General features: G+C 63.7%; 26 protein-coding genes. 19 read left to right on the forward strand and 7 right to left on the reverse strand.

What is annotated here, in order from left to right; all coding sequences use genetic code 11:
- Window positions 1-28: 28 nt before the first annotated feature.
- Both trmL and DLM46_RS04275 read right to left on the reverse strand, forming a co-directional pair.
- Window positions 29-499, reverse strand: coding sequence for a tRNA (uridine(34)/cytosine(34)/5-carboxymethylaminomethyluridine(34)-2'-O)-methyltransferase TrmL (trmL, locus tag DLM46_RS04270; protein WP_115099525.1), 471 nt, complete (start codon window positions 497-499; stop codon window positions 29-31).
- A gap of 18 nt (window positions 500-517) precedes the next feature.
- Entirely contained in the window at window positions 518-1,303 is a 786-nt protein-coding gene (locus DLM46_RS04275) for a ComF family protein (protein WP_115099526.1), read from the reverse strand.
- An 84-nt stretch (window positions 1,304-1,387) separates the two neighbouring features.
- Between DLM46_RS04275 and DLM46_RS04280 the strand changes: the two genes are divergently transcribed.
- The 8 genes from DLM46_RS04280 (at window position 1,388) to DLM46_RS04310 (ending at window position 8,600) form a co-directional block, all read left to right on the forward strand.
- The gene (locus DLM46_RS04280; protein WP_115099527.1) at window positions 1,388-2,353 is read left to right on the forward strand and encodes a methyltransferase domain-containing protein; all 966 of its coding nucleotides are present in this window, start codon (window positions 1,388-1,390) and stop codon (window positions 2,351-2,353) included.
- Window positions 2,354-2,619: 266 nt separating this feature from the next.
- Entirely contained in the window at window positions 2,620-3,093 is a 474-nt protein-coding gene (locus tag DLM46_RS04285) for a DUF2244 domain-containing protein (protein ID WP_115099528.1), read from the forward strand.
- 66 nt (window positions 3,094-3,159) lie between these two features.
- The gene (coxB, locus tag DLM46_RS04290) at window positions 3,160-4,782 is read left to right on the forward strand and encodes a cytochrome c oxidase subunit II (protein WP_115099529.1); all 1,623 of its coding nucleotides are present in this window, start codon (window positions 3,160-3,162) and stop codon (window positions 4,780-4,782) included.
- Between the two features lie 44 nt (window positions 4,783-4,826).
- Complete coding sequence (gene ctaD, locus DLM46_RS04295) at window positions 4,827-6,440, forward strand: cytochrome c oxidase subunit I (protein ID WP_115099530.1); 1,614 nt, start codon at window positions 4,827-4,829, stop codon at window positions 6,438-6,440.
- 125 nt (window positions 6,441-6,565) lie between these two features.
- Window positions 6,566-6,700 (forward strand): cytochrome oxidase small assembly protein, encoded by a 135-nt coding sequence (locus DLM46_RS39810; RefSeq protein ID WP_208866231.1) that lies wholly within the window; start codon window positions 6,566-6,568, stop codon window positions 6,698-6,700.
- A gap of 43 nt (window positions 6,701-6,743) precedes the next feature.
- Window positions 6,744-7,358 carry a cytochrome c oxidase assembly protein gene (locus DLM46_RS04300; protein ID WP_115099531.1) on the forward strand — a complete coding sequence of 205 codons (615 nt, stop codon included), beginning with the start codon at window positions 6,744-6,746 and terminating at the stop codon, window positions 7,356-7,358.
- 34 nt (window positions 7,359-7,392) lie between these two features.
- The gene (locus DLM46_RS04305) at window positions 7,393-7,602 is read left to right on the forward strand and encodes a DUF2970 domain-containing protein (RefSeq protein ID WP_115099532.1); all 210 of its coding nucleotides are present in this window, start codon (window positions 7,393-7,395) and stop codon (window positions 7,600-7,602) included.
- A gap of 140 nt (window positions 7,603-7,742) precedes the next feature.
- Entirely contained in the window at window positions 7,743-8,600 is an 858-nt protein-coding gene (locus DLM46_RS04310; protein WP_115099533.1) for a cytochrome c oxidase subunit 3, read from the forward strand.
- Window positions 8,601-8,776: 176 nt separating this feature from the next.
- On the opposite strand, the gene DLM46_RS04315 is transcribed toward DLM46_RS04310, so the two are convergent.
- Window positions 8,777-8,986 (reverse strand): twin transmembrane helix small protein, encoded by a 210-nt coding sequence (locus DLM46_RS04315; protein ID WP_007179452.1) that lies wholly within the window; start codon window positions 8,984-8,986, stop codon window positions 8,777-8,779.
- A gap of 111 nt (window positions 8,987-9,097) precedes the next feature.
- Here DLM46_RS04315 and DLM46_RS04320 point away from each other — a divergent pair, with 111 nt between their 5' ends.
- The 5 genes from DLM46_RS04320 to DLM46_RS04340 all read left to right on the forward strand — a co-directional run bounded on the left by DLM46_RS04320 (window position 9,098) and on the right by DLM46_RS04340 (window position 13,205).
- On the forward strand, window positions 9,098-9,814 hold the full coding sequence (locus DLM46_RS04320; RefSeq protein ID WP_115099534.1) for an SURF1 family protein: 717 nt from the start codon (window positions 9,098-9,100) through the stop codon (window positions 9,812-9,814).
- A gap of 62 nt (window positions 9,815-9,876) precedes the next feature.
- The gene (locus tag DLM46_RS04325; protein ID WP_115099535.1) at window positions 9,877-10,539 is read left to right on the forward strand and encodes an SCO family protein; all 663 of its coding nucleotides are present in this window, start codon (window positions 9,877-9,879) and stop codon (window positions 10,537-10,539) included.
- A 22-nt stretch (window positions 10,540-10,561) separates the two neighbouring features.
- Complete coding sequence (locus DLM46_RS04330) at window positions 10,562-11,671, forward strand: COX15/CtaA family protein (protein WP_115099536.1); 1,110 nt, start codon at window positions 10,562-10,564, stop codon at window positions 11,669-11,671.
- 6 nt (window positions 11,672-11,677) lie between these two features.
- Window positions 11,678-12,583 carry a heme o synthase gene (gene cyoE, locus DLM46_RS04335; RefSeq protein WP_115099537.1) on the forward strand — a complete coding sequence of 302 codons (906 nt, stop codon included), beginning with the start codon at window positions 11,678-11,680 and terminating at the stop codon, window positions 12,581-12,583.
- Between the two features lie 4 nt (window positions 12,584-12,587).
- Entirely contained in the window at window positions 12,588-13,205 is a 618-nt protein-coding gene (locus DLM46_RS04340; RefSeq protein ID WP_115099538.1) for an SCO family protein, read from the forward strand.
- Window positions 13,206-13,282: 77 nt separating this feature from the next.
- Here DLM46_RS04340 and DLM46_RS04345 read toward each other — a convergent pair whose 3' ends face one another.
- Complete coding sequence (locus DLM46_RS04345) at window positions 13,283-13,573, reverse strand: YciI family protein (RefSeq protein WP_115099539.1); 291 nt, start codon at window positions 13,571-13,573, stop codon at window positions 13,283-13,285.
- Between the two features lie 289 nt (window positions 13,574-13,862).
- Here DLM46_RS04345 and DLM46_RS04350 point away from each other — a divergent pair, with 289 nt between their 5' ends.
- Window positions 13,863-14,675 carry a MetQ/NlpA family ABC transporter substrate-binding protein gene (locus DLM46_RS04350; RefSeq protein ID WP_115099540.1) on the forward strand — a complete coding sequence of 271 codons (813 nt, stop codon included), beginning with the start codon at window positions 13,863-13,865 and terminating at the stop codon, window positions 14,673-14,675.
- A 110-nt stretch (window positions 14,676-14,785) separates the two neighbouring features.
- Here the strand turns inward: DLM46_RS04350 and DLM46_RS04355 are convergent, their stop codons facing one another.
- Window positions 14,786-15,712, reverse strand: a complete 927-nt coding sequence (locus tag DLM46_RS04355; RefSeq protein WP_115099541.1) for a bifunctional helix-turn-helix transcriptional regulator/GNAT family N-acetyltransferase — start codon at window positions 15,710-15,712, stop codon at window positions 14,786-14,788.
- A 376-nt stretch (window positions 15,713-16,088) separates the two neighbouring features.
- On the opposite strand from DLM46_RS04355, the gene DLM46_RS04360 reads away from it, so the two are divergent.
- The 5 genes from DLM46_RS04360 (at window position 16,089) to nagE (ending at window position 23,508) form a co-directional block, all read left to right on the forward strand.
- On the forward strand, window positions 16,089-16,823 hold the full coding sequence (locus DLM46_RS04360) for a GntR family transcriptional regulator (protein WP_115099542.1): 735 nt from the start codon (window positions 16,089-16,091) through the stop codon (window positions 16,821-16,823).
- 110 nt (window positions 16,824-16,933) lie between these two features.
- Window positions 16,934-18,037, forward strand: coding sequence for an N-acetylglucosamine-6-phosphate deacetylase (nagA, locus tag DLM46_RS04365; protein WP_115099543.1), 1,104 nt, complete (start codon window positions 16,934-16,936; stop codon window positions 18,035-18,037).
- Window positions 18,030-19,037, forward strand: a complete 1,008-nt coding sequence (locus DLM46_RS04370) for an SIS domain-containing protein (protein WP_115099544.1) — start codon at window positions 18,030-18,032, stop codon at window positions 19,035-19,037. Before nagA ends, DLM46_RS04370 begins: the two co-directional genes overlap by 8 nt.
- Window positions 19,038-19,076: 39 nt before the next feature.
- Window positions 19,077-21,641, forward strand: a complete 2,565-nt coding sequence (ptsP, locus tag DLM46_RS04375; protein ID WP_208866232.1) for a phosphoenolpyruvate--protein phosphotransferase — start codon at window positions 19,077-19,079, stop codon at window positions 21,639-21,641.
- An 85-nt stretch (window positions 21,642-21,726) separates the two neighbouring features.
- Window positions 21,727-23,508, forward strand: coding sequence for an N-acetylglucosamine-specific PTS transporter subunit IIBC (nagE, locus tag DLM46_RS04380; RefSeq protein WP_115099546.1), 1,782 nt, complete (start codon window positions 21,727-21,729; stop codon window positions 23,506-23,508).
- 162 nt (window positions 23,509-23,670) lie between these two features.
- Here nagE and cydX read toward each other — a convergent pair whose 3' ends face one another.
- Together cydX and cydB are read right to left on the reverse strand one after the other, a co-directional pair.
- Window positions 23,671-23,787 carry a cytochrome bd-I oxidase subunit CydX gene (cydX, locus tag DLM46_RS04385; protein WP_115099547.1) on the reverse strand — a complete coding sequence of 39 codons (117 nt, stop codon included), beginning with the start codon at window positions 23,785-23,787 and terminating at the stop codon, window positions 23,671-23,673.
- 27 nt (window positions 23,788-23,814) lie between these two features.
- On the reverse strand, window positions 23,815-24,951 hold the full coding sequence (gene cydB / locus DLM46_RS04390; RefSeq protein ID WP_115099548.1) for a cytochrome d ubiquinol oxidase subunit II: 1,137 nt from the start codon (window positions 24,949-24,951) through the stop codon (window positions 23,815-23,817).
- Window positions 24,952-24,984 lie beyond the last annotated feature (33 nt).

Raw genomic sequence — 24,984 nt, forward strand, 5'->3', positions numbered from 1 at the left:
CGCGCTACGAAGCCGAGTTGAAGCGCCGTCAGACGCCCCCTTCGAAGCCGGTCTGACGCCACGCTTCGAACACCACGATTGCGACCGTGTTCGACAGATTCAGGCTGCGGTTGTCCGGCCGCATCGGCAGACGCACCCGCTGTTCGTTGGCGAATTGATCGAGCACCGCGTCGGGCAGGCCGCGCGTTTCGGCGCCGAACACGAACCAGTCGCCGGCTTGAAATGCGTGCTCATGAAAGCGGCCCGAGCCGCGCGTGGTGAACGCGAACATGCGCGCCGGATCGGGCGCTTCGCTCGCGATGAACGCTGCCCAATCGGCGTGCACGTTCATCCGCGCATACTCGTGATAGTCGAGGCCGGCGCGGCGCAATTTGGCGTCGTCGAGTGGAAAGCCGAGCGGCTCGATCAGATGCAGCCGCGCGCCCGTGTTGGCGCACAGGCGGATGACGTTGCCGGTGTTCGGGGGAATTTCCGGTTCGACGAGAACGACATTGAACATGATGGGATCAGGTTGAGACTAGTTTTTCGGCGTGCGCAGCACGACGAAGTTGGTGACGCGCCGCGCACCGGCGGCCTTCAGCGTGCGCGCCAGCGCTTCGAGCGTCGCACCGGTCGTCATCACATCGTCGACGATGCCGACGTGCAGACCCTGTACCGGTTTCGCGACCAGGAACGCGCGGCCTACATTGAGCCGGCGCGCATCGAGGTCGAGCCGCGATTGCGGCGCGGTGTGGACAGTCCGATGCAGCAGGGTTGCGTCGCTGCGCACGTTTAGCGCGCGGGCCAGCGGTTTGGCAATTTGCCACGCCTGGTTGTAGCCGCGTTCGGCCAGCCGCTTGCTGGCGAGCGGCACGGGCGAGATCACGTCAGGCCATTCCGATGCATCGGCCTGCGAGTCTTCGGCGAGACATGCGAGCCGTTGCGCAAATTCGTGCGCCAGCATGAGCCGCGCGCGAAATTTCAGGCCGAGCGCGAGCGCGTCGAGCGGCGCGCGGTAGTCGGCGAGCGCGAAGGTCGCGTCGAACGGCGGCGGCTCGCCGACGCAATCCGCGCAGCGATAGTGCGCGCGACCCGCGCGCTGCGTGCCGGGCAATGGAGCGGCGCATGCCGTGCAGCGCAACCTGCCTTCATTCCAGTACGCTTCGTCGCAACCGGCGCACAGCGTCTTGTGCGACAAATTGCCGCACAGTGCGCACAGGTTCGGCAGCACGGCGTGCACGACGTGTGGCCATGCCGAATGCAAGCCGCGCACAAAACGCGTGCACCGGCTAACGGAGGACGAAGAAAATGCTCGAAATGACATGATCGGACCGCCCGCGAAGGCCTTTCACACTGAAGGGACGGAAGCGAGCGAGTATACTTCGGGCTCTTCGCCAGTACGACACCCATGTCCCCATCTCCCGCTCAATCTGGCCGTCCGGCCTATGATTCCCGGCGCCTCAGGCGAATTTTCGATCGCCGTTCAGCGACCTTCGACGAAGTCGCGTTCCTGCCGCGCGAAATCGCGCAACGCATGCGCGAGCGTCTCGATTACATCAAGGTCGCGCCGTCGAGCGTGCTCGACGCGGGCTGCGGCATGGGCGAAGACATTCCCGCGTTGCGCGAGCGCTTCCCCGAGGCGCCGGTGTTCGGCACCGATCTGTCGCATGGGATGCTCGCGCGTGCGCTGCGCCACGACGCCGGCGACACGAGCTGGCGGCGCTTTCTGCCCGCAACGCTCGGCAAGGCGCTTGGCGCGCGCGGTCCTCGGTTTGCGCAGGCCGACTTCTCTGCGCTGCCGTTCGCGGCCGGCGCCTTCGAATTCGTCTGGTCCAATCTCGCACTGCACTGGCACTCGCGGCCGGACCTCGTATTTCCCGAGTGGCAGCGGGTATTGAAAGTGAACGGCCTGCTGATGTTCAGCACGCTCGGTCCCGATTCGCTGAAGGAATTGCGCGGCGCGTACGCCGAGGTCGAGGCGGCGCACGGCGTGAGTTCGCGCGCGCATGTGATTGACTTCGTCGACATGCATGATCTTGGCGACATGCTGGTCGAAAGCGGCTTCGAGATTCCCGTGATGGATCAGGAAACGCTGACTATTACTTATAAGTCGCCCGAGTCGCTGCTCGCGGACGTGCGCCGTTGGGGCGCCTATCCGTTCGAGCGCGCGGCGTCGTCGAATCCAGCTGCGCGCCGGCTGCACAAGGCTTTGCTGGCGGCGCTCGAAGCCCGCCGGCGCGTCGACGGTACGATCGCGCTGACCTTCGAGGTGATCTACGGACACGCATGGAAAGCCGTGCCGCGCACCACGGCGGAAGGTCATGGGATCGTGCGGATCGAGGACATCGGACGAGGTTCGCCGAAGAATCGTTGAAGCGGTAAAGAGGACGTCTGTTATGTCTGAAATTACCGCTTCAAAAGACGCCCAGATGGTGTGTCAAAACGGCGCGGAGGCTTGTCGCGCCTGGCTTGTGAGCCGATAGAGGCTTGCTTGTGGATGCTATGGATCACGCCTATAATGCGTCAGTTTGTCGCCTGAAGTTCCCACATTTGGGGCGGCAGGCCCGAGGCGCGGGGCTGCAACATGAGGTGGCGCGGCGGTGATGGAAGGCCGCGAGCGGCGATTCGCGGGAGGCAGCGATGGATGCATCAGATCTGCTGGCGGATTCTGACCCAGTCCTCAAAGACTGGATGATGAAACGCAACTGTTCGATATCGCCGCGGCAGTTCGTATGTTTCTACGTGTCGCTTGCATTGTTCTCGCTGGCAATTGCTTTCATGCTGGTTCTGGTCGGCGCCTGGCTGGTGTTGCCGTTCACCGGTATTGAATTGCTGGCGGTGGGTATCGCATTTGCCATATATGCGCGCCATGCTGTCGATTACGAGCGCATCCGGCTGTTTCAGAACCGGCTCGTCATCGAGCAGGTCAGCGCGGAGCAGCTCACGCAGTTCGAATTCAATCCGCGCTGGGTGCGGATCGAGGCGGGCGCAACGCCGCGTGACCAGATCAAACTGGTCTCGCGCGGCCAGACGATCATGATCGGGCAACATCTCGCGCAGTATCGGCGCGCGCAGTTCGCAGGCGAATTGCGTATGTGGCTCACGCGTTGTTAGATGCGTGAAGGCGCGCGGCGTTCACGGGGAGCGCGTGGCAACCTGCCAGAGGGGTCGAGGGTTTGAATGGAAAATTTGGGTAAGGAAGCTATGAAAACAATCAAGCGAGCCCTCATGGGCGTGCTGGCGATGAGCGGTGTGCTTTTCGCCGGTGCAGCCCTGGCAGTGGGCGATGTTCCGGGCGGTCCCGCCGTCAACGAGATCAATCTCCAGCCGCCTGTGACGAAAATCGCTGAGGAGCTCTACAGCCTTCACACGTTCATGCTGATTCTTTGCACGGTGATCTTCATCGGCGTGTTCGCTGTGATGTTCTATTCGATCTTTGCCCACCGCAAATCGAAAGGTCACCAGGCTGCTAATTTTCACGAAAGCACCACCGTCGAAATCATCTGGACGATCGTGCCGTTCGTCATCGTCGTGCTGATGGCGCTCCCAGCCACCAAGACCGTCGTCGCGATGAAGGACACCACCAATGCCGACGTCACCATCAAGGTCACCGGCTATCAGTGGAAATGGGGTTACGACTACGTGAAGGGTCCGGGCGAGGGCATCAGCTTCCTGTCCACGCTGGCCACGCCGCGTGCGGAAACCGACGGCCGTCAGCCGATTTCCACCACGTATCTGCAGGAAGTCGACAATCCGCTCGTCGTCCCGGTCGACAAGAAAATCCGCATCATCACCACCGCGAACGACGTGGTCCACTCCTGGTACGTGCCGGCTTTCGGCGTAAAGCAGGATGCGATTCCGGGCTTCGTGCGCGACACGTGGTTCAAGGCTGAAAAGGTCGGCACGTTCCGCGGCTTCTGTACCGAACTGTGCGGCAAGGAACACGCGTTCATGCCGGTGGTAGTCGAGGTGCTGTCCGCTGACGACTACGCGAAGTGGGTCGACACGGAGAAGAAGAAACTGGCCGCCGGCCAGGACGATCCGAACAAGACCTACACGCTCGCCGAGTTGACGGAGCGCGGCGGCAAGGTGTACGCCGCCAACTGCGCGGTCTGCCACCAGCCCACCGGCAAGGGCGCAGGCGCCTTCCCGGCGATCGACGGCAGCAAGATCGCCAACGGCTCGCTCGCCGAGCACGTGAGCCTCGTGCTGAAGGGCAAGAACGCGATGCCTTCGTGGGCGCCGACCTTGAACGACGTCGAAATCGCCTCGGTCATCACATTCGAACGTAATTCGTGGGGCAACCATACCGGCGACCTTCTCCAGCCGAAACAGGTTGCGGACGCCCGTAACGGCAAGCTGCCGGAAGGCGGCAACCATCTGGCCGAAGCAGGCGCAGCGGCAAGCGGCGCGGAAGCGGCGGCTTCGGGCGCCTCGGGCGCCGAAGCGGCTGCGGCCGGTTCGGAGAGCGCGGCAGCGTCGCAGGCAGCGCTGCCGGCAAACGTCTACTTCGAGATCGGCAAGAGCGCGCTGCCGGCCGACGCGAAAGCGGCGGTCGACGCGGCCGCGGCCTACGCGAAGGCGCATCCGGACGCGAAGTTCGCACTGTCGGGTTTCACCGACGTCACCGGTTCGGCCGACGCCAATGCGAAGCTTGCGAAGAGCCGCGCTGAAGCCGTGCGCGACGCGTTGAAAGCAGCCGGCATCGCCGAAGACCACATCATTTTGAAGAAGCCGGAAACGATCACGGGCGGCAGCGACGCGAAAGAAGCCCGGCGTGTTCAGATCAGCCCGGCCGCCTGACGTGTTCATGGTCAGCACCGCAGAATTCGCTTTAGGAGATTGTCATGTCTAGCATCGGACACGATGTAGTCGCGGGCCACGAGCACGTGCACGGCGACCATGCCCACGAAACGCCGCATGGCTGGCGCCGTTGGCTGTTCGCAACCAATCACAAGGACATCGGTACGCTGTACCTGATCTTCTCGTTCGTCATGTTCCTCTCCGGGGGCGTGATGGCGCTGATGATCCGCGCCGAGCTGTTCGAGCCGGGTCTGCAGATCATGCGTCCCGAGTTCTTCAACCAGTTGACCACCATGCACGGCCTGATCATGGTGTTCGGCGCGATCATGCCGGCGTTCGTCGGCTTCGCGAACTGGATGGTGCCGCTGCAGATCGGCGCATCGGACATGGCTTTCGCGCGGATGAACAACTTCAGCTTCTGGCTGCTGCCGGTTGCTGCCGTTCTTCTGGTCGGTTCGTTCTTCTCGCCGGGCGGCGCGACCGCCGCAGGCTGGACGCTGTACGCGCCGCTCTCCACGCAGATGGGCCCAGGCATGGACTTCGCGATTTTCGCGGTCCACTTGATGGGCGCGTCGTCGATCATGGGCGGGATCAACATCGTCGTGACGATCCTGAACATGCGCGCACCCGGCCTCACGCTGATGAAGATGCCGATGTTCGTCTGGACGTGGCTGATCACCGCGTACCTGCTGATCGCCGTGATGCCGGTTCTGGCAGGCGCGATCACCATGGTGCTGTTCGACCGCCACTTCGGCACGTCGTTCTTCAACGCGGCAGGCGGCGGCGACCCGGTGATGTACCAGCATATCTTCTGGTTCTTCGGTCACCCCGAGGTGTACATCATGATCTTGCCGGCGTTCGGGATCGTGTCCCAGGTGATCCCGGCGTTCTCGCGCAAGCCGCTGTTCGGCTATAGCTCGATGGTGTATGCAACCTCGTCGATCGCGATTCTGTCGTTCATGGTCTGGGCGCACCACATGTTCGCCACCGGCATGCCGGTGACCGGCCAGCTGTTCTTCATGTACGCGACGATGCTGATCGCGGTGCCGACGGGCGTGAAGGTGTTCAACTGGGTCGCGACGATGTGGCGCGGTTCGCTGTCGTTCGAAACGCCGATGCTATTCGCTGTCGGCTTCCTGCTGGTGTTCACGTTCGGCGGTCTGTCGGGCCTGATGCTCGCCATGGCGCCGCTCGACATCCAGTATCACGGTACCTATTTCGTGGTGGCGCACTTCCATTACGTGCTGGTGGCGGGTTCGCTGTTCGCGCTGTTCTCCGGGTGGTACTACTGGGCGCCGAAGTGGACCGGCTGGATGTACAACGAAACGCGCGGCAAGATCCACTTCTGGGCGTCGATGTTCTTTTTCAACCTTGCGTTCCTGCCGATGCACTTCGTCGGTCTCGCAGGCATGCCGCGTCGTTACGCTGACTATCCGGCGCAGTTCACCGACTGGAACCAGGTCATCTCGATCGGTGCATTCGGCTTCGGTCTGGCACAGGTCTACTTCCTGTTCGCAGTCGCGCTGCCGGCATACCGCGGCGGCGGCGAGCTTGAAAAGGCCGGCGACAAGCCGTGGGACGGCGCAACGGGCCTCGAATGGACCGTGCCGAGCCCGGCTCCGTTCCACACGTTCGAAAACCCGCCGACAGTCGAGTAATCGGCCTTCAGCAAAGGTGACGGTTCCAGCGGCGGCGCAAGTAGGTGTTGCAGCCGCGGGAACCGGGCAGTCGCCCAGGCGGCCGCTGCAAAACGGTAGTCACGAAAGTATTCAGAAAGTCGAGCATGACGCGCAATCCACAGGAAAGACGTACGCCGGAACAGATTCGCGCGAGCAACAGGCGGATAGGTTTGGTGATGCTCGCTATCGCCGCGGTCTTTTTCGCGAGTGTCATCATCAAGCAGTGGTGGTTCGCCTGACGCGGCCGTTGCAGTCTGGTTTGCAGGTTTGTTGAGGATTGAGATGTCGACGCAACCGCCGGCTCAGGCCGATCGCTCTTTTAACCGTTCGATGCTGATCAAGCTGTTCGTCGTCGCGCTGATGATGTTCGGGTTTGGTTTTGCACTGGTGCCGATGTACCGCGCGATTTGCCAGATCACCGGCATCAACAACCTCGTGCAGCGTGACGCCACGGTGCGCGAGGCGAAGAACACGCAGGTCGACATGAGCCGCACGATTTCGATCGAATTCGATGCGAACGCGCGCGGCCCGCTGGGTTTCAAGCCGGAGCAGCGCAGTCTCGATGTGCATCCGGGCGAGGTGACGACGGTGATGTACGAGGTGAGCAACGAACAGGCGCGCACGATTCAGGCGCAGGCCATTCCGAGCTACGCGCCGAAGCAGGCCACCGAGTACTTCAGGAAGATCGAGTGTTTTTGCTTTACGCAGCAGACTTTGACGGCGAATCAGACGAAGCGGATGCCGGTGGTGTTCGTGGTCGATCCGAAGTTGCCGAAGGATGTGAAAACGATCACGTTGTCGTATACGTTCTTCGAACTGAACACGCCGGCGCCGGCGGCTGCCGGTACCGCGGCACCCGCGGCCAACACGGCGGCAACTAGCGCCAATCCCGCCTGACGGCGTTTGCCGCAGGCGAAGGAAGAGAGGACGTATGAGCGATAACGGAGGCGGCCCGCGCAAGAGCAGTTTCGGCCAGTCGATGAAAGCCGTGTTCTGGTCGTTTTTCGGCGTGCGCAAGCGGAGCGATCTGGAAGCGGACGCGGCACAGCTGAACCCGCTGCATGTGATTGCGGCAGCGCTGATCAGTGCTGCGATCCTGATTGTCGTGTTGATTCTGATCGTGCGCGCTGTAGTGGGTTGAGGCGCTCGAGGCGGTAGTCGAACAAGTAGCACCGGGCGAAGCAAAGCCCCCGAATTAGAGTGAAGCGGTGCGGTACCGACGCGCCGTCGAAGATACAGCCGGAGATTCCGGAACAACTGGACTGAAGTGGAGAATCAAGAATGAGCGGTCAAAACGAGAGCCCGTACTATTTCGTACCGCATCCGTCGCGGCATCCGATCAGCGCCGCGGTCGGATTGCTGGTCATGCTCGGATCGCTTGCGGCCTGGATCAACGACCATACCCTGGCGCCGATCGGCGTCGTCGCCGGTCTGCTGTGGCTGCTCTTTACGTTGTGGCACTGGTTCGGCGACGCGATCGCGGAATCGGAAGGCGGCATGTACGGCAAGAAAGTCGACAAGTCGTACCGCTGGAGCATGAGCTGGTTCATCTTCTCCGAAGTGATGTTCTTCGGTGCGTTCTTCGGCGCGCTGTTCTATGCCCGTGAGATCGCGCTGCATCAACTCGGCAGCCTCGACTACAAGCTGATCTGGCCGGATTTCTCGGCAGTGTGGCCGAACAACGGTCCGGCAGCGCTGGTGTCGACCTTCAAGTCGATGCAGCCGTGGCCGGTGCCGACCATCAACACGGCGCTGCTGCTGTCGTCGGGCGCCACGCTGACGGTTTCGCACCATGCACTGCGCGACAATCATCGCAAGCAGGCGATCGGCTGGCTGGCCGCCACGCTCGTGCTCGGCGTCGCCTTCCTGTTCCTGCAAGGCTTCGAGTATTTCCACGCGTACAACGAACTGAACCTGACGCTGTCGTCGGGTGTGTATGGTTCGACGTTCTTCCTTCTGACGGGCTTCCACGGTTTCCACGTGTTCCTCGGCGGCACGATGCTGGCAGTGGTGCTGGTGCGGATGATCCGCGGCCACTTCACGGCGGACCATCACTTCGCGTTCGAAGGCGCGGCCTGGTACTGGCACTTTGTCGACGTCGTGTGGCTCGGGTTGTACGTCGTCGTGTACTGGCTATAACACAGTCTGGTCTGCCTCATACCGGTTGCCGGAAGCGGTGGCCGCAACGGGCAGGCGGTTCGCGCAAAGCGCCCCAAGGGCGCAGCGCACGAGCAGTACGAAGAGACTTATGCAGCGCCGCTCTCGACCCTGTCAGGGCGGCGTTTTGCTTGATGAAGCGGATTTTCGCGCCGAGCTCAACGCCCGTAAGGAATACCGGTCGACTGGATCCAGCCCATCCAGTGTGCGAACAGGATGAACAGGAACAGCGAGATCGACAGGCCCACCCGTGTGGCGAGCGACCAGACCATCCGTTTGGTTTTGCCCTTGTCATGCATCATGAAGTACAGCGCCGATACCATGCTGGCGATGATCAGGACGAAGGCGATGGGAACGAGAATGTGCATGGAACTAACTGAGACCGGAAGGCGTAGAGGCAAGACAGTTATTATCGCACCGCGCGCCGGCGTCTGCCGTGTGTTCCAGACTGTGCCGCAGGCAGTGGTGGAGTGTTTTCGATGAAGATCCGCCTGATTCCCGCGCTGTTGATTCTGCTGGTGATCGCGGTGACGGTGCGGCTCGGTTTCTGGCAGCGCGACCGCGCGCATCAGAAGGAAGCGCTTGAAGCGCACATCGCGCAGTTCGAAAATGCGCCCGCGCAGGTGATCGGCGCCACGCCGGTCGAACTGAAGGACATCGAATTTCATCGCGTGAAGGCGCGTGGCAGCTTTGTCGCGGACAAGGTCGTCTACCTCGATAATCGCCCGTATAACGATCAGCCGGGTTTTTACGTCGTGACGCCTTTTAAACTCGCCGGCGGCGGATACGTGCTGGTCAATCGCGGCTGGCTGCCGCGCAACATGAACAATCGCGAGACGATCGCGCCGTACGCCACGCCGCAAGGCGAGATCGAAATCGAAGGCATTGCGCGTGCCGATGCTACGCGCGCATTCGAGTTGGGGCAGGGTGGCTCGGCCGCGCATCTGCTGATTCGCCAGAATCTGGATACCGGCGCCTACGCCGCGGAAACCGGTCTGCCGCTGCAATCGTTCGTCATTCAGCAATTGAGCGACGACGGCGACAAACTGGTGCGCGATTGGCCGGCGCCGACAAGCGGCGTCGAGCGTAACTACGGCTACATGTTCCAGTGGTGGGGCATGGCGGTCGCGGCCTTGGGCTTCGGCCTCTACGCCGCGCGCCGCGCCGCTAAGAAAGAGCACGCGCCGAGCGTGTAATGCAGCGCGCGGCTTCGTGGCCCGAGGGCCGGAACCGCGCAATCATTGAAAGAGGTCCTGTAGTGTCGACGCAATCTCCCCGTTCGCCGCAAGCCGGCAAACCCGCCGCACCCAAAAAGATGCCCGGCCAGCCGAACGGCCAGGGATCGTGGCGGCGTGGCCGCTGGACGCTGCTGCTGTTGGCGATCATCTGCGCCGCGCCGATTGTCGTGTCGTATTTCACGTACTACGTGATCAAACCGGCCGGCGGCAGCACGAGCTACGGCACGCTGGTCGAACCGCAGCGGCCGATTCCCGAATCGCTCGTCGTGACAGGCGAAGACGGCAAGCCGGTCAAGCTCGCTTCATTGCGCGGCCGCTGGCTGCTGATCTCGGTCGACAGCAGCGCGTGCGACAAAGCCTGCGCCACCAAGCTGTACTTCATGCGACAAATCCGCGCAGCTCAAGGCCCGGAACGCGAGCGCGTCGTCGAGGTGTGGCTGCGCACCGATGCAGGCAACGTCGCCGACGTGATACAAAAGGCCTATCCCGACACCAACATGCTGGTCGCCGACCCGGCACAGGTGTCAGCCTGGCTGCCCGCCGACAACGGCACCAGGCTCACCGACCACATCTACATGGTCGATCCGAACGGCAACCTGATGATGCGTTTCCCGAAGGATCCGAACCCCAGCAAGATCAAGGGCGACGTGACGAAGCTGCTCAAATGGTCGAGCATCGGCTGATGCCGCAACCAGGATAAGAACGATGTTTGTACTGCAACTGGCCCTGATCGGCTTGTGTATTGCGTTGTTGCCGCTGTCCTACGTATGGGTCAAGGCCGACGACAACCAATTCCGCAAGCTGGTCTGGCTCACCACCTTTCTGACGCTGGACCTGGTGATGTTCGGCGGTTTCACGCGGCTCACCGATTCCGGCCTCGGCTGCCCGGACTGGCCGGGCTGCTACGGCACCTCTTCGCCGTTCATCGCGCATGCGGCCATTGCCGCCGCGCATCAGGCGATGCCAACCGGGCCGGTCAGCATGACCAAAGCCTGGATCGAGATGATCCACCGTTACTTCGCGATGGCGATCGGCGTGCTGATCATCGCGCAGACCATCATTGCGTGGACGGCTCGCATCAAGCGGCGTCCGTTGCATGTGTCGCCGTGGTGGCCGACTTCGCTGCTGCTGCTGATCCTCGTGCAGGGCGCGTTCGGCGCGTGGACCGTGACCATGAAGCTGCAACCGGTCATCGTGACGACGCACCTGCTGCTCGGTCTCGCGCTGCTCGGCACGCTCGGCTGGCTGGCCGCCCGGCTGACGCCGCTGCCTGCTTGCGAGCCCGAAGCCGCGCGCTGGCGTGCGGCGGCGATTGGCGGCCTGATTCTGCTGGTCGCGCAGATTGCGCTGGGCGGCTGGGTCAGCACGAACTACGCGGTGCTCGCCTGCACGGACTTTCCGACCTGCAACGGCCAATGGGTCCCACCGATGGACTTCGCGCACGGCTTCCACCTGTGGCGCGCGCTCGGCACGACCGGCGACGGCGACATGATCACGCAGGACGCGCTGGTGGCGATCCACTGGACCCATCGTACGTTCGCGCTTGTGGTGGTCGCCTATCTGGTCTGGTTCGCGCTGAAGCTGCGTCGTTTCGAGTCGCTGCGGCGGCCGGCGAACGGCGTGCTGCTGGTGGTGTCGATCCAGTTCGTCACCGGGCTGTCGAACATCGTCCTGCAATGGCCGCTGCCCATTGCGGTCGCCCATAACGGCGGGGCCGCGATCCTGCTGCTTCTGCTCGTTATGTTAAACTTTCGGATCGCTTATAGCCGTCCCGGCCGCGCCGTGTTGCCTGCGCGCGATGCCGCGCCAGCGTGACCCCACATGGACAGCACAACACTCTCCCAAACGCCCGGCAGCCGGGTCTCCCAGTACATCGCCCTGACCAAGCCGCGCGTCACGCAGCTCGCGGTGTTCTGCGCCGTGATCGGCATGTTTCTTTCGACCCCCGGCATGGTTCCGTGGACCGTGCTGATCGGCGGCACCGTCGGCATCTGGCTGCTGGCCGGTGCGGCGTTCGCCATTAATTGCCTCGTCGAGCAGAAAATCGACGCGAAGATGCGCCGTACCTCGTGGCGTCCGTCCGCGCGCGGCGAAATCACGACTAAACAGATCCTGCTGTTTTCGGCTGTGCTCGGCGGACTTGGCATGTGGGCGCTCTATACGTTCGCCAATCCGCTCACCATGTGGCTGACGCTCGCCACTTTCGTCGGCTATGCGGTCATCTACACGCTATTGCTCAAGCCGGCCACGCCGCAGAACATCGTGATCGGCGGCGCGTCAGGCGCGATGCCGCCGGCGCTCGGCTGGGCCGCGGTCACCGGTCACGTGCCGGGCGACGCATGGATTCTCGTGCTGATCATCTTCGTGTGGACGCCGCCGCATTTCTGGGCGCTCGCGCTGTATCGCCGCAAAGACTACGAAAACGCCGGCCTGCCGATGCTGCCGAACACGCACGGCGAGAAGTACACGCGGCTGCATATTCTGCTGTACACGGTGATCCTGTTCGCGGTCACGATGATGCCGTTCATCTCCGGCATGAGCGGCGCGGTGTATCTTGTGTCGGCGGTACTGTTGGGCGCCGTATTCCTTGCTTACGCGTGGAAGATCTATCGGGAATATTCCGACGAACTGGCGCGCAAAACCTTTCGTTACTCGATTGTGTATCTATCGTTGCTGTTCGCCGCGCTGTTGATCGACCACTATGCACGCGTCGTGATCGGCGCGTAACACCATGCTCAAAGACCCCTTCGTGCGTACGGCGCGTGCTGCAGTGATGGCCTGCGCGCTTGGCGGCGCGCTGCTGGTGGCCGGCTGCGGCAAGCAGCAGCCGGCGTTCCAGAATGTCGATATCACCGGTAACACGCAATTCGCCGGCAACTTCTCGCTGCCGGACACGGCCGGCAAAATCCGCACGCTGGCGGATTACAAAGGCAAAGTCGTGGTGCTGTTCTTCGGCTACACGCATTGTCCGGACGTTTGCCCGACCACGATGGCCGAGCTCTCGCAAGCGCTCCAGCAACTCGGTCCCGAGGACGCGAAACGCGTGCAGGTGCTATTCGTCACCGTCGATCCGGAGCGCGACACGCCGGCTTTGCTGGCGCAGTACGTGCCGGCGTTCAATCCGACGTTCGTCGGTTTGCGTCCGGCCGACCAGGCGCAACTCACCAAGCTCACGAAGGATTTCCGCGTCTATTACGCGAAGGTACCGGGCAAGACCGCCGACAGCTACACGTTGGATCACACCGCGGCGAGCTATGTGTTCGACACGGACGGCAAGCTGCGGCTATTCGCGCGCGACGGCCAGGGCGCGACGCCGTGGGTGCACGATATCAAGCTGCTGCTGGATTGATACTTTGACGCACCGGTGATGAAAACGGGCGTGTGCCTCAACCGCGCGCCCGTTTTCACATTCTTGCGCTGCAACCCTCAAGCCGGGATCGGCAAATTCACCCCAGGTGCCAGCCGCGTCGCCTTGAACTCCGTCACCTCGTAGCGTGCGAGGTTCTGCTCGGCGAACGGATCACTGGCGAGAATCTCATCCAGCTTATCGCGATCGATGCGCACCGCCAGAATGATGCCGCCGTTGCGCGGCACCTTCGGACCGGCGGCTACGAACACGCCTGCTTCAAACTGTTGGGTCAGAAACGCGCGGTGCGCTTCCAGCGCGTCGTCGATGCGCTCGAGCGGCGCGGTGTAGATGAGATCGATGATGTACATGAGCGGCCTCGTGAGAGATTGATTCGGCCGCCTGTGCTCGCGGCCAATGGCCTGCAATTATCAACCAGCGGACGTTTTGTTGCGCGACGCAGCGGCCGGCTGCCATTGCAGTCGCGGCGCACCGAGTGCCGCCTGCGCCGCTGCCGTACATAACCCTATGCGATTGTGATATTTCCCATCTCGCCAGACGTATGAGACCATTCGCGGTCCAGTTGGCGGCGCGTCCATAAGGCGCTCGCCGCCGGCTTCCACCCGAATCTGACATCGATCAGAAGAAAGCGAGAATGACATGCAGCGCAGAAACATCCTCAAAGCCCTCTCCGCAGTGGTCGCCGGCGCGGCGATCGTCACCAGCTTCGGCGCGCACGCCGACGACAAGTCCATCAAGGTCGGCACCATCGGCGGCCCGGATGCGCAAATCTGGGAAGTCGTCACCCAAGTCGCGAAGCGTGAAGGTCTGAACGTGAAGGTCGTCGAGTTCAACGACTACGTGCAGCCGAACGCCGCGCTCGATGCGGGCGATCTCGACGCCAACAGCTTCCAGCATCAGCCGTACCTCGACAGCCAGATCAAGCAACGCGGCTACAAAATCGTCAATGCCGGCCTCACGTACATCTCGCCGCTCGGCATCTATTCGAAGAGGCTGAAGTCGCTGAAGGACCTGCCGCAGGGCGCGAAGGTCGCGGTGCCGAACGATCCGTCAAACGAAAATCGCGCGCTGCTGCTGTTGCAAGCGCAAAGCGTGATCAAGCTGAAGGCCGGCGCGGGCACCAACGGCAACAACGCAACGGCGCTGGACGTCGCGGACAATCCGAAGAAGATCAAGCTCGTCGAACTCGACGCCGCCCAACTGCCACGCTCGCTGTCGGACGTCGACGCCGCCGCGATCAACACGAACTTCGCTTTGGCCGCCGGTCTGCAGCCGACCAAAGACGCGATCGCGCTCGAAGACATCCGCAGCCCGTATGCGAACCTGATCGCCGTGCGCGCACAGGACAAGGATAAGCCGTGGGTCAAGAAGCTGGTCGCGGCCTACCAGTCGGACGACGTGCGTCAGTTCATCAAGACGCAGTTCAAGGGCTCGGTGGTGCCGTCGTTCTAAGCGATCGCGCGCAACCGGTACCGCAAAGTAAAAACGCCACGGAAAACCGTGGCGTTTTTTTCGTTCGAACCTTCATGTATCCGTGCGGTTGCGCTCCGGCGAGCCCGAGGCTACAACTCCAACTCCCATCGCTCGATTGTTAGATCCTTGCCGAAACGCCGTTCCGCGCTCGTGCCTGCCAGTTGAAAACCGGCGCGTTCGCATAGCCGCCGCGGCTCCTTGAGCGTGCTCGCGGTGGTCAGCGTGAGCTTGGTGTAACCCGCGCGCCTCGCGAACCGCACGCATTCGCTCATCAGCTGCGTGCCGATGCCCAGACGCTGCGCGTCCGGCTCGACCCACAGGAGCCGCACGCCCGCTACCGTCGTCGACACGCCGACGATGCACACCGAGCCGACCACCATGCCGTCCTGGTCGGCGATCCAGCACATCTCGCGCAGCCGATCCTGACGTTGCGAGTAATCTGCGACGACGCGCGCGAGCAAGCCTTCGAACGATTGGTCCCAGCCGTATTGCGCCGCGAACCACTGCGCCTGACGATGCACGAGCCAGCCGCACTCGCCCGCGCGCGGCTGGCGCAGGATCACGAGTTCGTGCTGCGGCCCGCCGTCGAGCAGCCGCTCGATCAGCTTCATCGCCGCGATCAGCTGTTCCTGGGAGAGCGCACTGAGGCCGTTCAGCACCGCCGAGACCTCCTCGATGGCCGCCGTATCGAGCGGTGCATACGCGGCGTGACCGCCCTCGGTGAGGGCGATCAGCGACTGGCGCGCGTCCGTGTCGGACGGCCGTCGCGTAATCAGGTTGCGTCGTTCGAAGCTGGTGAGAAGGCGGCTCAGATAACCGCTGTCGAGTCCGAGATCGCGCCCCAGCACCGAGGCGGTCTGACCACGTCCGCGGGATAGCTCGTGCAGGACGCGCACTTCCGTCAGCGAGAAGGCGCTCTTTTGCAAGTGCTCGTGCAGCGCGCCAATGTGCTGCGTGTAGAAGCGATTGAAATGGCGGACGGCCTGAGCACGCCGCAGCGCCTCGGAATCTGTCAAATGCAGCTCCCCGGGGAGTTTTTACTGACTTGGTACACAGCACTATATTGGAACGCTTGGCATTAAAAAAGCCGCTCCGGCAAGGGGTGCGCGTCAAACTGGTATCAGAAAGGTATCAATTCCGAGGGATTTCGGCGTGGGGGACAAGAACCAGTACGGACCGCTCCGACGCCTTCCTCCATCGCGAATACGGGTAAATCCCGATCCCCGAAACCCACGTCCCTAAGTCCCTAAACCGCCTTCTAACGCCGCGCCAGCAAGGCTTTCCGGGGATAAGAACCAGGATGGGACCATTCGATTGACTGGTATTATGTTGGTTATATAATGGGCTCTCATTTTCGAAGGTCACACTCTTCAAGACGACCGCCGGAGCCCCATGGAAACTCGCTGGTCCGCATTGATGCCTGACGCCCGCAACGTCACGCCGCTCTATTTGCAGCTCGCGCGCAATCTGGCGACGGCGATCCATTGCGGCGTGTGGTCGGCGGGCGAAGCGCTGCCTTCGGAGCGCACGCTGTCGGATGCGATCGGCGTGTCGCGCATCACCGCGCGCAAGGCGATCGAACTGCTGGTCGAACAAGGGCTGATCCGGCGTGCACGCGGCGCGGGCAGCTTCATCACGCCGCGCGTCGAAGACCCGCTGTCGCGGCTCACCGGCTTCACGAAGAAAATGCAGCAACGCGGTTTCCGGCCGGATTCGGTGTGGCTCGAGCGCGATATCCGGGCCGCCAACCGTGACGAGCTGGTGCACCTCGGCCTGTCGCCCGGCGCGGCGGTGGCGAGTCTGCGGCGGCTACGGCGCGCGGACGGCATCGTGATGGCGGTCGAACATTCCGCGTTGCCGGTGGCCGTCGTGCCCGACCCGCTGGCAATCGGCGTGTCGCTATATAGCTATCTCGAACAACGCGGCGCCGCCGTCGTGCGCGCGTTGCAGCACTTTCGCGCGGTCAATGCGTCGAGCGAGATCGCCGCGCTGATGGACATCGAACCGCGTTCGGCGTTGCTGGTCATCACCCGTATCGGCTATAGCGCCGACCAGCGAGCGATCGAACTGACCGACACGTATTGCCGCGACGATTACTACGATTTTGTCGCTGAATTGCGCACCTGATCCGGGCGCGTGATTGGCGCACCTGAGCGGTCCGCGCGGCCCGCCGCCATGTGCGGCGCCGGACAGCGCGATTCAGTCACAACCTGCATTACGCCTCACCAGAGAGACTCATGCTGACCGGAAACATACTCACCACCGACGGGTGGATTCACGGCACGCTCGAATACGAAAACGGCCGCATCACGGCGCTGACCGGCGAACGCGTCGATCCGTCGACGAACGACGCGCCGTACATCCTGCCTGGCTTCATCGATCTGCACGTGCACGGCGGCGGTGGCGCCGACGTGATGGAAGACGGCGATGCGATCGAAACCATTGCCCGCACGCACGCGCGCTACGGCACCACCAGCCTGCTCGCCACCACCATGACCGCTCCGCGCGACGAACTGATGCGCGTGGTCGCGGGCCTCGGCGACGTGGCGCGGGTCCGCACGCCGGGCAGTTCGCGCGTGCTCGGCGTGCATCTTGAAGGGCCGTACATCAATCCCGGCAAGCTTGGCGCGCAACCGGACGCTGCCGTTTCGGCGGTCATGGACGAAGTGCTGAAGTATCTGTCGATCGCGCCGATTCGCGTGGTCACGCTGGCGCCTGAAATCGCCGGCCACATGGAGGTCATCTCCGAGATGGCGGCGCGTGGCGTGCGCGTGCAGCTCGGCCATTCGCTCGGCACGTACGACGACGCCGTCGCCGCAATGAAACACGGCGCCTGCGGCTTCACGCATCTGTTCAACGCGATGTCGCCGATGCATCACCGTAACCCCGGCCTCGTCGGCGCGGCGCTCGCGCATGCCGAGTTCGCCGAAATCATTCCCGATCTGCTGCACGTCCATCCGGGTGCGATCCGCGCTGCGTTGCGCGCGATTCCGCGTCTGTACGTCGTCACGGACAGCACCTCGGCCACCGGCATGCCGGACGGCGAATACCGCCTCGGCAGCCAGCACGTGACGAAGTGCCTTGGCGGCGTGCGTCTCGCCGACGGCACACTCGCCGGCAGCACCCTGACGATGGATCAGGCGCTGCGCAATCTCGTGTCGATCGGCTTGCCGATCGCCGATGTGTCAAACCGTTTGTCGCGCTATGCCGCCGACTACCTCGGCATCGAAGACCGAGGCCGCATCGCGCGCGGCGCGTGGGCCGACGTGGTCGTATTCGACCGCGAACTGGCGCTGATCGCGACTTACGTCGAAGGAGAATCGATTGTCGAATATGCTTAACGAAGCGCTGGCGTCCGCCGAAACGGTCGCCGCGCAATTCGCCGATACCTCGCGCGTCGAGGCATTGGCGGCGACGCTCGCGGAGCAGCCGCGCCATGTCGCGCTGACGGTCGCGCGCGGCAGTTCGGACCACGCGGCGAGTTACTTCGCCAGCCTGACGATGAGCCGTATCGGCGTGCCGGTCGCTTCGCTGCCGATGTCGGTCGCGACACTCCAGCAAGCGCCGCTGCAGGTGCGCGGTCAGCTCGCGCTCGCGTTCTCCCAGTCAGGCAAGAGTCCCGATCTGGTCGGCACGATGGAAGCGCTGCGCAATGCGGGTGCGTTGACCGTCGCCGCGGTGAATGCGCCGAGCTCGCCGTTGGCCGACGCGTGCGAGTGGCATCTGCCGCTCGTCGCCGGTCCTGAGTTGAGCGTCGCGGCCACCAAGAGCTACATCGCGATGCTGTCGATTTCCGCGCAACTCGTCGCGCACTGGCAGCGTGACGAAGCGCTGCTCGGCGCGCTGCGCACCTTGCCCGATGCATTGCACGCGGCCGGCAAGCTCGACTGGTCGAAAGCGGTCGACGAATTGCGCGACATCGAACGCATGATCGTGATCGGCCGCGGCCTGGGCCTCGCGATCGCGCAGGAAGCCGCGCTGAAATTGAAGGAAACCTCCGGCATCCAGGCGGAAGCGTTTTCGAGCGCGGAAGTGCGGCATGGTCCGATGGAACTGATCGACCGCGATTATCCGCTGCTGGTGTTCGCCCCGCGCGGACCGGAACAGGCCGGCTTGCTGCAACTCGCGCGCGACATGCGGGCGCGCGGCGCCCGCGTGCTGCTGGCCGCTCCGGACGACGTGCCCGAAGCAAGCCTGCCGCTTGCCGTCACCGCTCATGCGGCGCTCGATCCGATCGCCGCAATCCTGTCCTTTTACGTGATGGCCGCCGGCCTTGCCGCCGCGCGCGGGCGCAATCCCGATGCGCCGCGCCATCTCAACAAAGTCACCGAAACTCACTGATCGAGAAATCAGATGCGACGTGTCGAGGAGTCCCGTTTGATGAGCCATTCCGAAGGCCATATTGTTTTGCTCGCGCCGATGACCGGTCCGGTCGTGCCGCTGGCGAACGTACCCGACCCTGTGTTCTCGGGCGGGATGTTCGGCGACGGCATCGGTGTCGATCCGCTCGAGGGCCGACTCGTCGCACCCTGCGACGGCACCGTCACCCATCTCGCGCGCACCGGTCACGCTGTGACGTTGGCCACCGCCGAAGGCGCGGAGATTTTGCTGCACATCGGTATCGATACGGTCGAGCTGAACGGCAAGGGTTTTGCGCCGATGGTCGCGCAAGGCGCTCACGTGCGCGCCGGCGACGTGCTGATCGAATTCGATCAGGACCAGGTCGCGCTGAATGCACCGAGTCTCGTGTCGGTGATCGCGATTGCCAATTCGGAGGCGTTCGAGATTGTCGAGCGCGTCGAAGGCGGCATGCTCAAAGCAGGCGAAACGCCGCTGCTGGTGCTGCGCGCTCGCGCCGGTGCGGCGGCGGAAGCGTCGCGCGAGGCGAGTGCGACCAACGTGACCGAGGAAGCCCGTCAGCAAGTCACGCTGGTTCACGCAGGCGGCCTGCATGCGCGGCCCGCGGCGCGCGCGCGGGAAGCTGCGTGCGGCTTCGACGCGCGTGTCGAAGTGCGCTATGAAGGGCGCAAGGCGCCGATCGAAAGCGTGGTCGGCTTGCTCGGCCTCGGTGCAGGCGAAGGTTCGACCGTCGAGCTGCTCGGCGTTGGCCCGCAAGCGGCCGAGGCTGTCGAAGCAATCGCTCGCGAACTGACGCGTGAAGCGCAAGGGGAAGTCGAAGAAAAACCCGCGCGCCAAAGCTCGCCGGCGCCGCAACCGGTCGCGCGCGCGGTGGGCGAACCGCTCGCGCCGAATACGCTCGCGGGCGTGTGCGCGGCGCCGGGCGTCGCGCTCGGCAGGCTGGTGCGTTGGGACGACGCGGATATCGATCCGCCGGAAAAAGCGAACGGCACATCGGCGGCCGAAAGCCGTCTGCTCGACAAGGCGATCGCCGCCGTCGATGCTGACCTGGACACCACCGTACGCGACGCATCGCAACGCGGCGCGGTCGGCGAAGCGGGTATTTTCGCGGTGCATCGCGTGCTGCTCGAGGACCCCACCTTGCTCGACGCCGCACGCGATCTGATCAGCCTCGGCAAGAGCGCCGGTTTTGCATGGCGCGAAGCGATCCGCGCACAGATCGGCATCCTGACGAAAATCGAAGACGCGTTGCTCGCCGAGCGTGCCGCCGATCTGCGCGACATCGAAAAGCGGGTTCTGCGTGCGCTGGGCTATACGAACGCCGCGGCGCGCACGTTGCCGGAGGAAGCCGTCCTGGCGGCGGAAGAATTCACGCCGTCGGATCTGTCGTCGCTGGATCGCTCGCGCGTCACCGCGCTGGTGATGGCGCGCGGCGGTGCGACTTCGCACGCGGCGATTCTCGCGCGCCAGGCGGGCATCCCCGCGCTGGTTGCAGTCGGCGATGCGTTGCACGCGATTCCCGCGGGCACGCAAGTGGTGGTGAACGCCACCCATGGCCGCCTGGAATTCGCACCGACCGAACTCGACGTCGAACGTGCGCGTCTGGAGCGAACCCGTCTCGCCGGCATGCGTGAAGCGAACCGCCGCACTTCGCAACAGGCCGCCGTCACTGCCGACGGCCGCGCGATCGAAGTCGCCGCCAACATCGCCACACTCGACGACGCGAAAACCGCAGTCGACAACGGCGCCGATGCCGTCGGCCTGCTGCGCACCGAACTGCTGTTCATCCACCGCGCGCAGGCGCCGACTACCGACGAACATCGTCAGAGTTACCAGGCAATCGTCGACGCTTTGAATGGCCGCACCGCGATCATCCGCACGCTCGACGTCGGCGCGGACAAGGAAGTCGATTACCTGACGCTGCCGCCCGAACCGAATCCGGCACTCGGCCTGCGCGGCATTCGCCTCGCGCAAGTGCGTCCGGACCTGCTCGACGACCAGCTGCGCGGTCTGCTGTCGGTCAAGCCGTTCGGCGTCGTGCGCATCCTGCTGCCGATGGTGACCGATGTCGGCGAGCTTATCCGTCTGCGCAAACGCATCGACGACTTCGCTCGCGAATTGGGCCGTACCGAGCCGATCGAAGTCGGCGTGATGATCGAAGTACCGTCGGCGGCCTTGCTCGCCGATCAACTCTCGCAATACGCGGACTTCCTGTCGATCGGCACCAACGATCTGACGCAATACACGCTCGCCATGGATCGCTGCCAGGCCGATCTCGCCGCGCAGGCCGACGGCTTGCATCCGGCGGTGCTGCGGTTGATCGCGGCAACCGTGCAGGGTGCCGGCAAGCATGGCAAATGGGTCGGCGTCTGCGGCGCGCTGGCGGGCGATCCGCTTGCGATGCCGCTGCTGGTCGGCCTCGGCGTGACCGAGCTGTCGGTGGATCCGGTGTCGGTGCCGGGCATCAAGGCGCGGGTGCGCAATCTCGATTATCAGCTGTGCCGTCAACGCGCGCAGGATGCGCTGGCGCTCGAGTCGGCACAGGCGGTAAGAGCAGTGAGCCGCGAAACCTGGCCGCTGGACTGAACCCCACACGGTTCGCGACCAGCTTCGCTCAATCATCACGTACAGCTACAAAACTCAACGACGAGACAAAGGATTGGAGGTATCGATGGATGGGAATCCGTTTCTGAAGGTGCAGCGCCTTGGACGCGCGCTGATGCTGCCGATCGCGGTGCTGCCGGTTGCCGGCCTGCTGCTGCGGCTGGGCCAGCCCGATGTGTTCAACATCAAGATGATCGCCGACGCCGGCGGGGCGATCTTCGACAACCTGCCGCTCCTGTTCGCGATCGGCGTCGCTGTCGGTTTCGCGAAGGATAACAACGGCGTGGCGGCGCTCGCGGGCGCGATCGGTTACCTGATCGAAATCGCGGTGATGAAGGACATCAACGACAAGCTCAACATGGGCGTGTTGTCCGGGATCGTGGCAGGTATCGTCGCGGGTCTGCTGTACAACCGGTACAAGGACATCAAGCTGCCGGACTACCTCGCATTCTTCGGAGGGAAACGCTTCGTGCCGATTGTCACCGGCGTCGCGTGTCTGGCGCTAGGCATCGTGCTCGGCTATGTCTGGCAGCCTGTGCAGACCGCCATCGACCTCGCCGGACACTGGCTGACCACGGCGGGCGCGATCGGTGCATTCGTGTTCGGCGTGCTGAACCGCTTGCTGCTCGTCACGGGTCTGCACCACATCCTGAATTCGCTGACGTGGTTCGTGTTCGGCACGTTCACGCCGCCGGGCGGCGCCGCTGTGACGGGCGACCTGCATCGCTTCTTCGCCGGCGACCCGAGCGCGGGCACGTTCATGACGGGCTTCTTCCCGGTCATGATGTTCGGCCTGCCGGCCGCGTGTCTGGCGATGTTCCATGAAGCACCGAAGGAGCGCCGCGCGGTGGTCGGCGGCCTGCTGTTCTCGATGGCCCTCACCTCGTTCCTGACGGGCGTGACCGAGCCGATCGAATTCAGCTTCATGTTCCTCGCGCCGGTGCTGTATGTGTTCCACGCGTTGCTGACCGGTCTGTCGCTCGCGATCTGCTCGGCACTCGGGATTCACCTCGGTTTCACGTTCTCCGCGGGCGCGATCGACTACGTGCTGAACTACGGCCTGTCGAGCAAAGGCTGGTGGGCGATTCCGCTCGGCCTCGTGTATGCGGTGGCGTACTACGGTCTGTTCCGCTTCTTCATCCGCAAATTCAACATGGCGACACCGGGCCGCGAACCCGCCGCCGCCGATGAACAAGTTGAGTCGTTCACGGCCGGCGGTTATGTCGCGCCGGCTGCCGCTGCGGCCGTGCCGCGCGCGCAGCGTTATATCGCCGCGCTGGGCGGCGCGTCGAACCTGTCGCTGGTGGACGCCTGCACGACGCGGCTGCGTCTGTCGGTGGTCGATTCGGACAAGGTCTCGGAAAGCGATCTGAAGACGATCGGTGCGCGCGGTGTGCTCAAGCGCGGCTCGACCAATGTGCAGGTGATCATTGGGCCGGAAGCGGACATCATCGCCGACGAGATTCGCACCGTGATCGCGCAAGGCGGCGCTGAGCCCGTGAAGCCGGGTGCCGCTGTTGCGCCTGCTGCACCGGCTGCCTCGGCGGCGCCCGCGACGGCGGCAACGAGCGCTCAAGGCGGTCCGCTCGACCCCGATCCGCTGCATTGGCTCGCCGTGTTCGGCGGCGCGGGCAACGTGGTGTCGCTGGACGCCGTGGCGGCCACGCGTCTGCGTGTCGTGGTGCGCGATCCGTCGGCGGTTGATCGTCAGCGTCTCGCTAAGCTCGATACCGCATGGGTCTCGGCGGATACCTTCCACGTCGTCGTCGGCGACGCTGCGCAGCGCTACGCCGCACAACTGGCAACGCGTCTGCCGGCGGCTGTTCGCACGACTCCTCTGCCGGCGTGATACAGGTGATGGAGCGCACTGCGTCGCTTCATCGCAAGTCATGCGGCAATAAAAAGCGCGGCAATAAAAAAGCGCGGCAATAAAAAAGCGGCACCTTCGAAGCAAGGTGCCGCTTTGCGTTGACCGGCAGTGTCGACGGCGGCGTAGCCGTCACAGGATGCATCAACGCGTCTTATGCTTGCCCGCTTCCAATGGCCGGCGCGATTCGAGCCACATCACGTTGACGACGCCAAACGCCAACGCCACGCCAATGCCGAGAATCCAACTGAAATACCACATCACAAACTCCTGTTAATCGTTTCCGGATCAATACATCGAATGGTGATTTTCTTCGAGCGCCGCGGCGGTCACCTTGCCGCGCATCACGCGGTACACCCAGCTCGTATAGATCAGGATGAGCGGAAGGAAGATGATTACGGCGATCAGCATGATCTTCAACGTCATCTGACTCGAGGTCGAATCCCACACCGTCAGGCTGCTGCGGCCGTCGAGCGAGGAGGGCATGATGAACGGGAACATCGAGAAGCCAGCCGTCAGAATCACGCCGATGATCATCAGCGAGGTCGACAGGAAGGCGCTCTTTTCGAAGTGCGAGCGCGCCAGCAGCAATGCCAGCACGCCGCCCACCACACCGGCTACGGGTGCGCTCATCATCCACGGATAGGTCGCGTAGTTGGTGAGCCACAAGCCCGGTGCGCCGAGCACGTTCTTCAGGAGCGGATTGGCGACGGTGTCGAGCGGCGCGGCGTCGACGATCTGGTAGCCGCCGATCATCGTCGCGACCAGTGCGCCGGCAAGCAGAAACAGCACGACGCCGACCAGTGAGGCGATCCGCAGCGCCCGGGAGGCGCGCTGCGCGACGATGCCGTCCGCCTTCATCTTCACGAATGCTGCGCCGTGGGCGGCCAGCATCGACACGCTGACGAGCCCGCACAACACCGCAAATGGATTGAGCAGCGCGAAGAAGCTGCCGTGGTACGTGACGCGCAGATCGGTGTCGAACGAGAACGGCACGCCTTGCAGCAGGTTGCCGAACGCGACGCCGAACACCAGCGCCGGCACGAAGCCGCCGACGAACAGCGCCCAGTCCCATGCGCTGCGCCAGCGCGGGTCTTCGCGTTTGCTACGGTAGTCGAAGCCGACCGGCCGGAAGAACAGCGAGAACAGCACCAGCAGCATCGCAAAGTAAAAGCCGGAGAACGATGCGGCGTACACCAGCGGCCACGCGGCGAACATCGCGCCGCCCGCCGTGATGAACCACACCTGATTGCCTTCCCACGTCGCGCCGACCGTGTTCACGACGATGCGCCGCTCGGCGTCGGTCTTGCCGATGAACGGCAGCAGAATCGCCGCGCCCATGTCGAAGCCGTCGGTGAGCGCGAAGCCGATCAGCAGTACGCCGATCAGCGCCCACCAGATCAGTTTGAGGGTTGCGTAATCCATGATGATGATTTTTCCCTTAAGACGGCGTGGCGG

The organism is Paraburkholderia lacunae (genome assembly GCF_003353175.1).
GTDB lineage: Bacteria > Pseudomonadota > Gammaproteobacteria > Burkholderiales > Burkholderiaceae > Paraburkholderia > Paraburkholderia lacunae.

Bases quoted from the DNA above. Each gene is read 5' to 3' on its own strand.
- cydB (WP_115099548.1), bottom strand. From the start codon at position 24,951: ATGGATTACGCAACCCTCAAACTGATCTGGTGGGCGCTGATCGGCGTA.
- cyoE (WP_115099537.1), top strand. From the start codon at position 11,678: ATGGACAGCACAACACTCTCCCAAACGCCCGGCAGCCGGGTCTCCCAG.
- nagA (WP_115099543.1), top strand. From the start codon at position 16,934: ATGCTGACCGGAAACATACTCACCACCGACGGGTGGATTCACGGCACG.
- DLM46_RS04345 (WP_115099539.1), bottom strand. From the start codon at position 13,573: ATGTACATCATCGATCTCATCTACACCGCGCCGCTCGAGCGCATCGAC.
- DLM46_RS04275 (WP_115099526.1), bottom strand. From the start codon at position 1,303: ATGTCATTTCGAGCATTTTCTTCGTCCTCCGTTAGCCGGTGCACGCGT.
- DLM46_RS04370 (WP_115099544.1), top strand. From the start codon at position 18,030: ATGCTTAACGAAGCGCTGGCGTCCGCCGAAACGGTCGCCGCGCAATTC.
- DLM46_RS04285 (WP_115099528.1), top strand. From the start codon at position 2,620: ATGGATGCATCAGATCTGCTGGCGGATTCTGACCCAGTCCTCAAAGAC.
- DLM46_RS04310 (WP_115099533.1), top strand. From the start codon at position 7,743: ATGAGCGGTCAAAACGAGAGCCCGTACTATTTCGTACCGCATCCGTCG.
- cydX (WP_115099547.1), bottom strand. From the start codon at position 23,787: ATGTGGTATTTCAGTTGGATTCTCGGCATTGGCGTGGCGTTGGCGTTT.
- ctaD (WP_115099530.1), top strand. From the start codon at position 4,827: ATGTCTAGCATCGGACACGATGTAGTCGCGGGCCACGAGCACGTGCAC.
- DLM46_RS04305 (WP_115099532.1), top strand. From the start codon at position 7,393: ATGAGCGATAACGGAGGCGGCCCGCGCAAGAGCAGTTTCGGCCAGTCG.
- DLM46_RS04330 (WP_115099536.1), top strand. From the start codon at position 10,562: ATGTTTGTACTGCAACTGGCCCTGATCGGCTTGTGTATTGCGTTGTTG.
- trmL (WP_115099525.1), bottom strand. From the start codon at position 499: ATGTTCAATGTCGTTCTCGTCGAACCGGAAATTCCCCCGAACACCGGC.
- DLM46_RS04360 (WP_115099542.1), top strand. From the start codon at position 16,089: ATGGAAACTCGCTGGTCCGCATTGATGCCTGACGCCCGCAACGTCACG.
- DLM46_RS04320 (WP_115099534.1), top strand. From the start codon at position 9,098: ATGAAGATCCGCCTGATTCCCGCGCTGTTGATTCTGCTGGTGATCGCG.
- DLM46_RS39810 (WP_208866231.1), top strand. From the start codon at position 6,566: ATGACGCGCAATCCACAGGAAAGACGTACGCCGGAACAGATTCGCGCG.
- DLM46_RS04300 (WP_115099531.1), top strand. From the start codon at position 6,744: ATGTCGACGCAACCGCCGGCTCAGGCCGATCGCTCTTTTAACCGTTCG.
- DLM46_RS04350 (WP_115099540.1), top strand. From the start codon at position 13,863: ATGCAGCGCAGAAACATCCTCAAAGCCCTCTCCGCAGTGGTCGCCGGC.
- DLM46_RS04315 (WP_007179452.1), bottom strand. From the start codon at position 8,986: ATGCACATTCTCGTTCCCATCGCCTTCGTCCTGATCATCGCCAGCATG.
- DLM46_RS04280 (WP_115099527.1), top strand. From the start codon at position 1,388: ATGTCCCCATCTCCCGCTCAATCTGGCCGTCCGGCCTATGATTCCCGG.
- coxB (WP_115099529.1), top strand. From the start codon at position 3,160: ATGGAAAATTTGGGTAAGGAAGCTATGAAAACAATCAAGCGAGCCCTC.
- DLM46_RS04340 (WP_115099538.1), top strand. From the start codon at position 12,588: ATGCTCAAAGACCCCTTCGTGCGTACGGCGCGTGCTGCAGTGATGGCC.
- nagE (WP_115099546.1), top strand. From the start codon at position 21,727: ATGGATGGGAATCCGTTTCTGAAGGTGCAGCGCCTTGGACGCGCGCTG.
- ptsP (WP_208866232.1), top strand. From the start codon at position 19,077: ATGAGCCATTCCGAAGGCCATATTGTTTTGCTCGCGCCGATGACCGGT.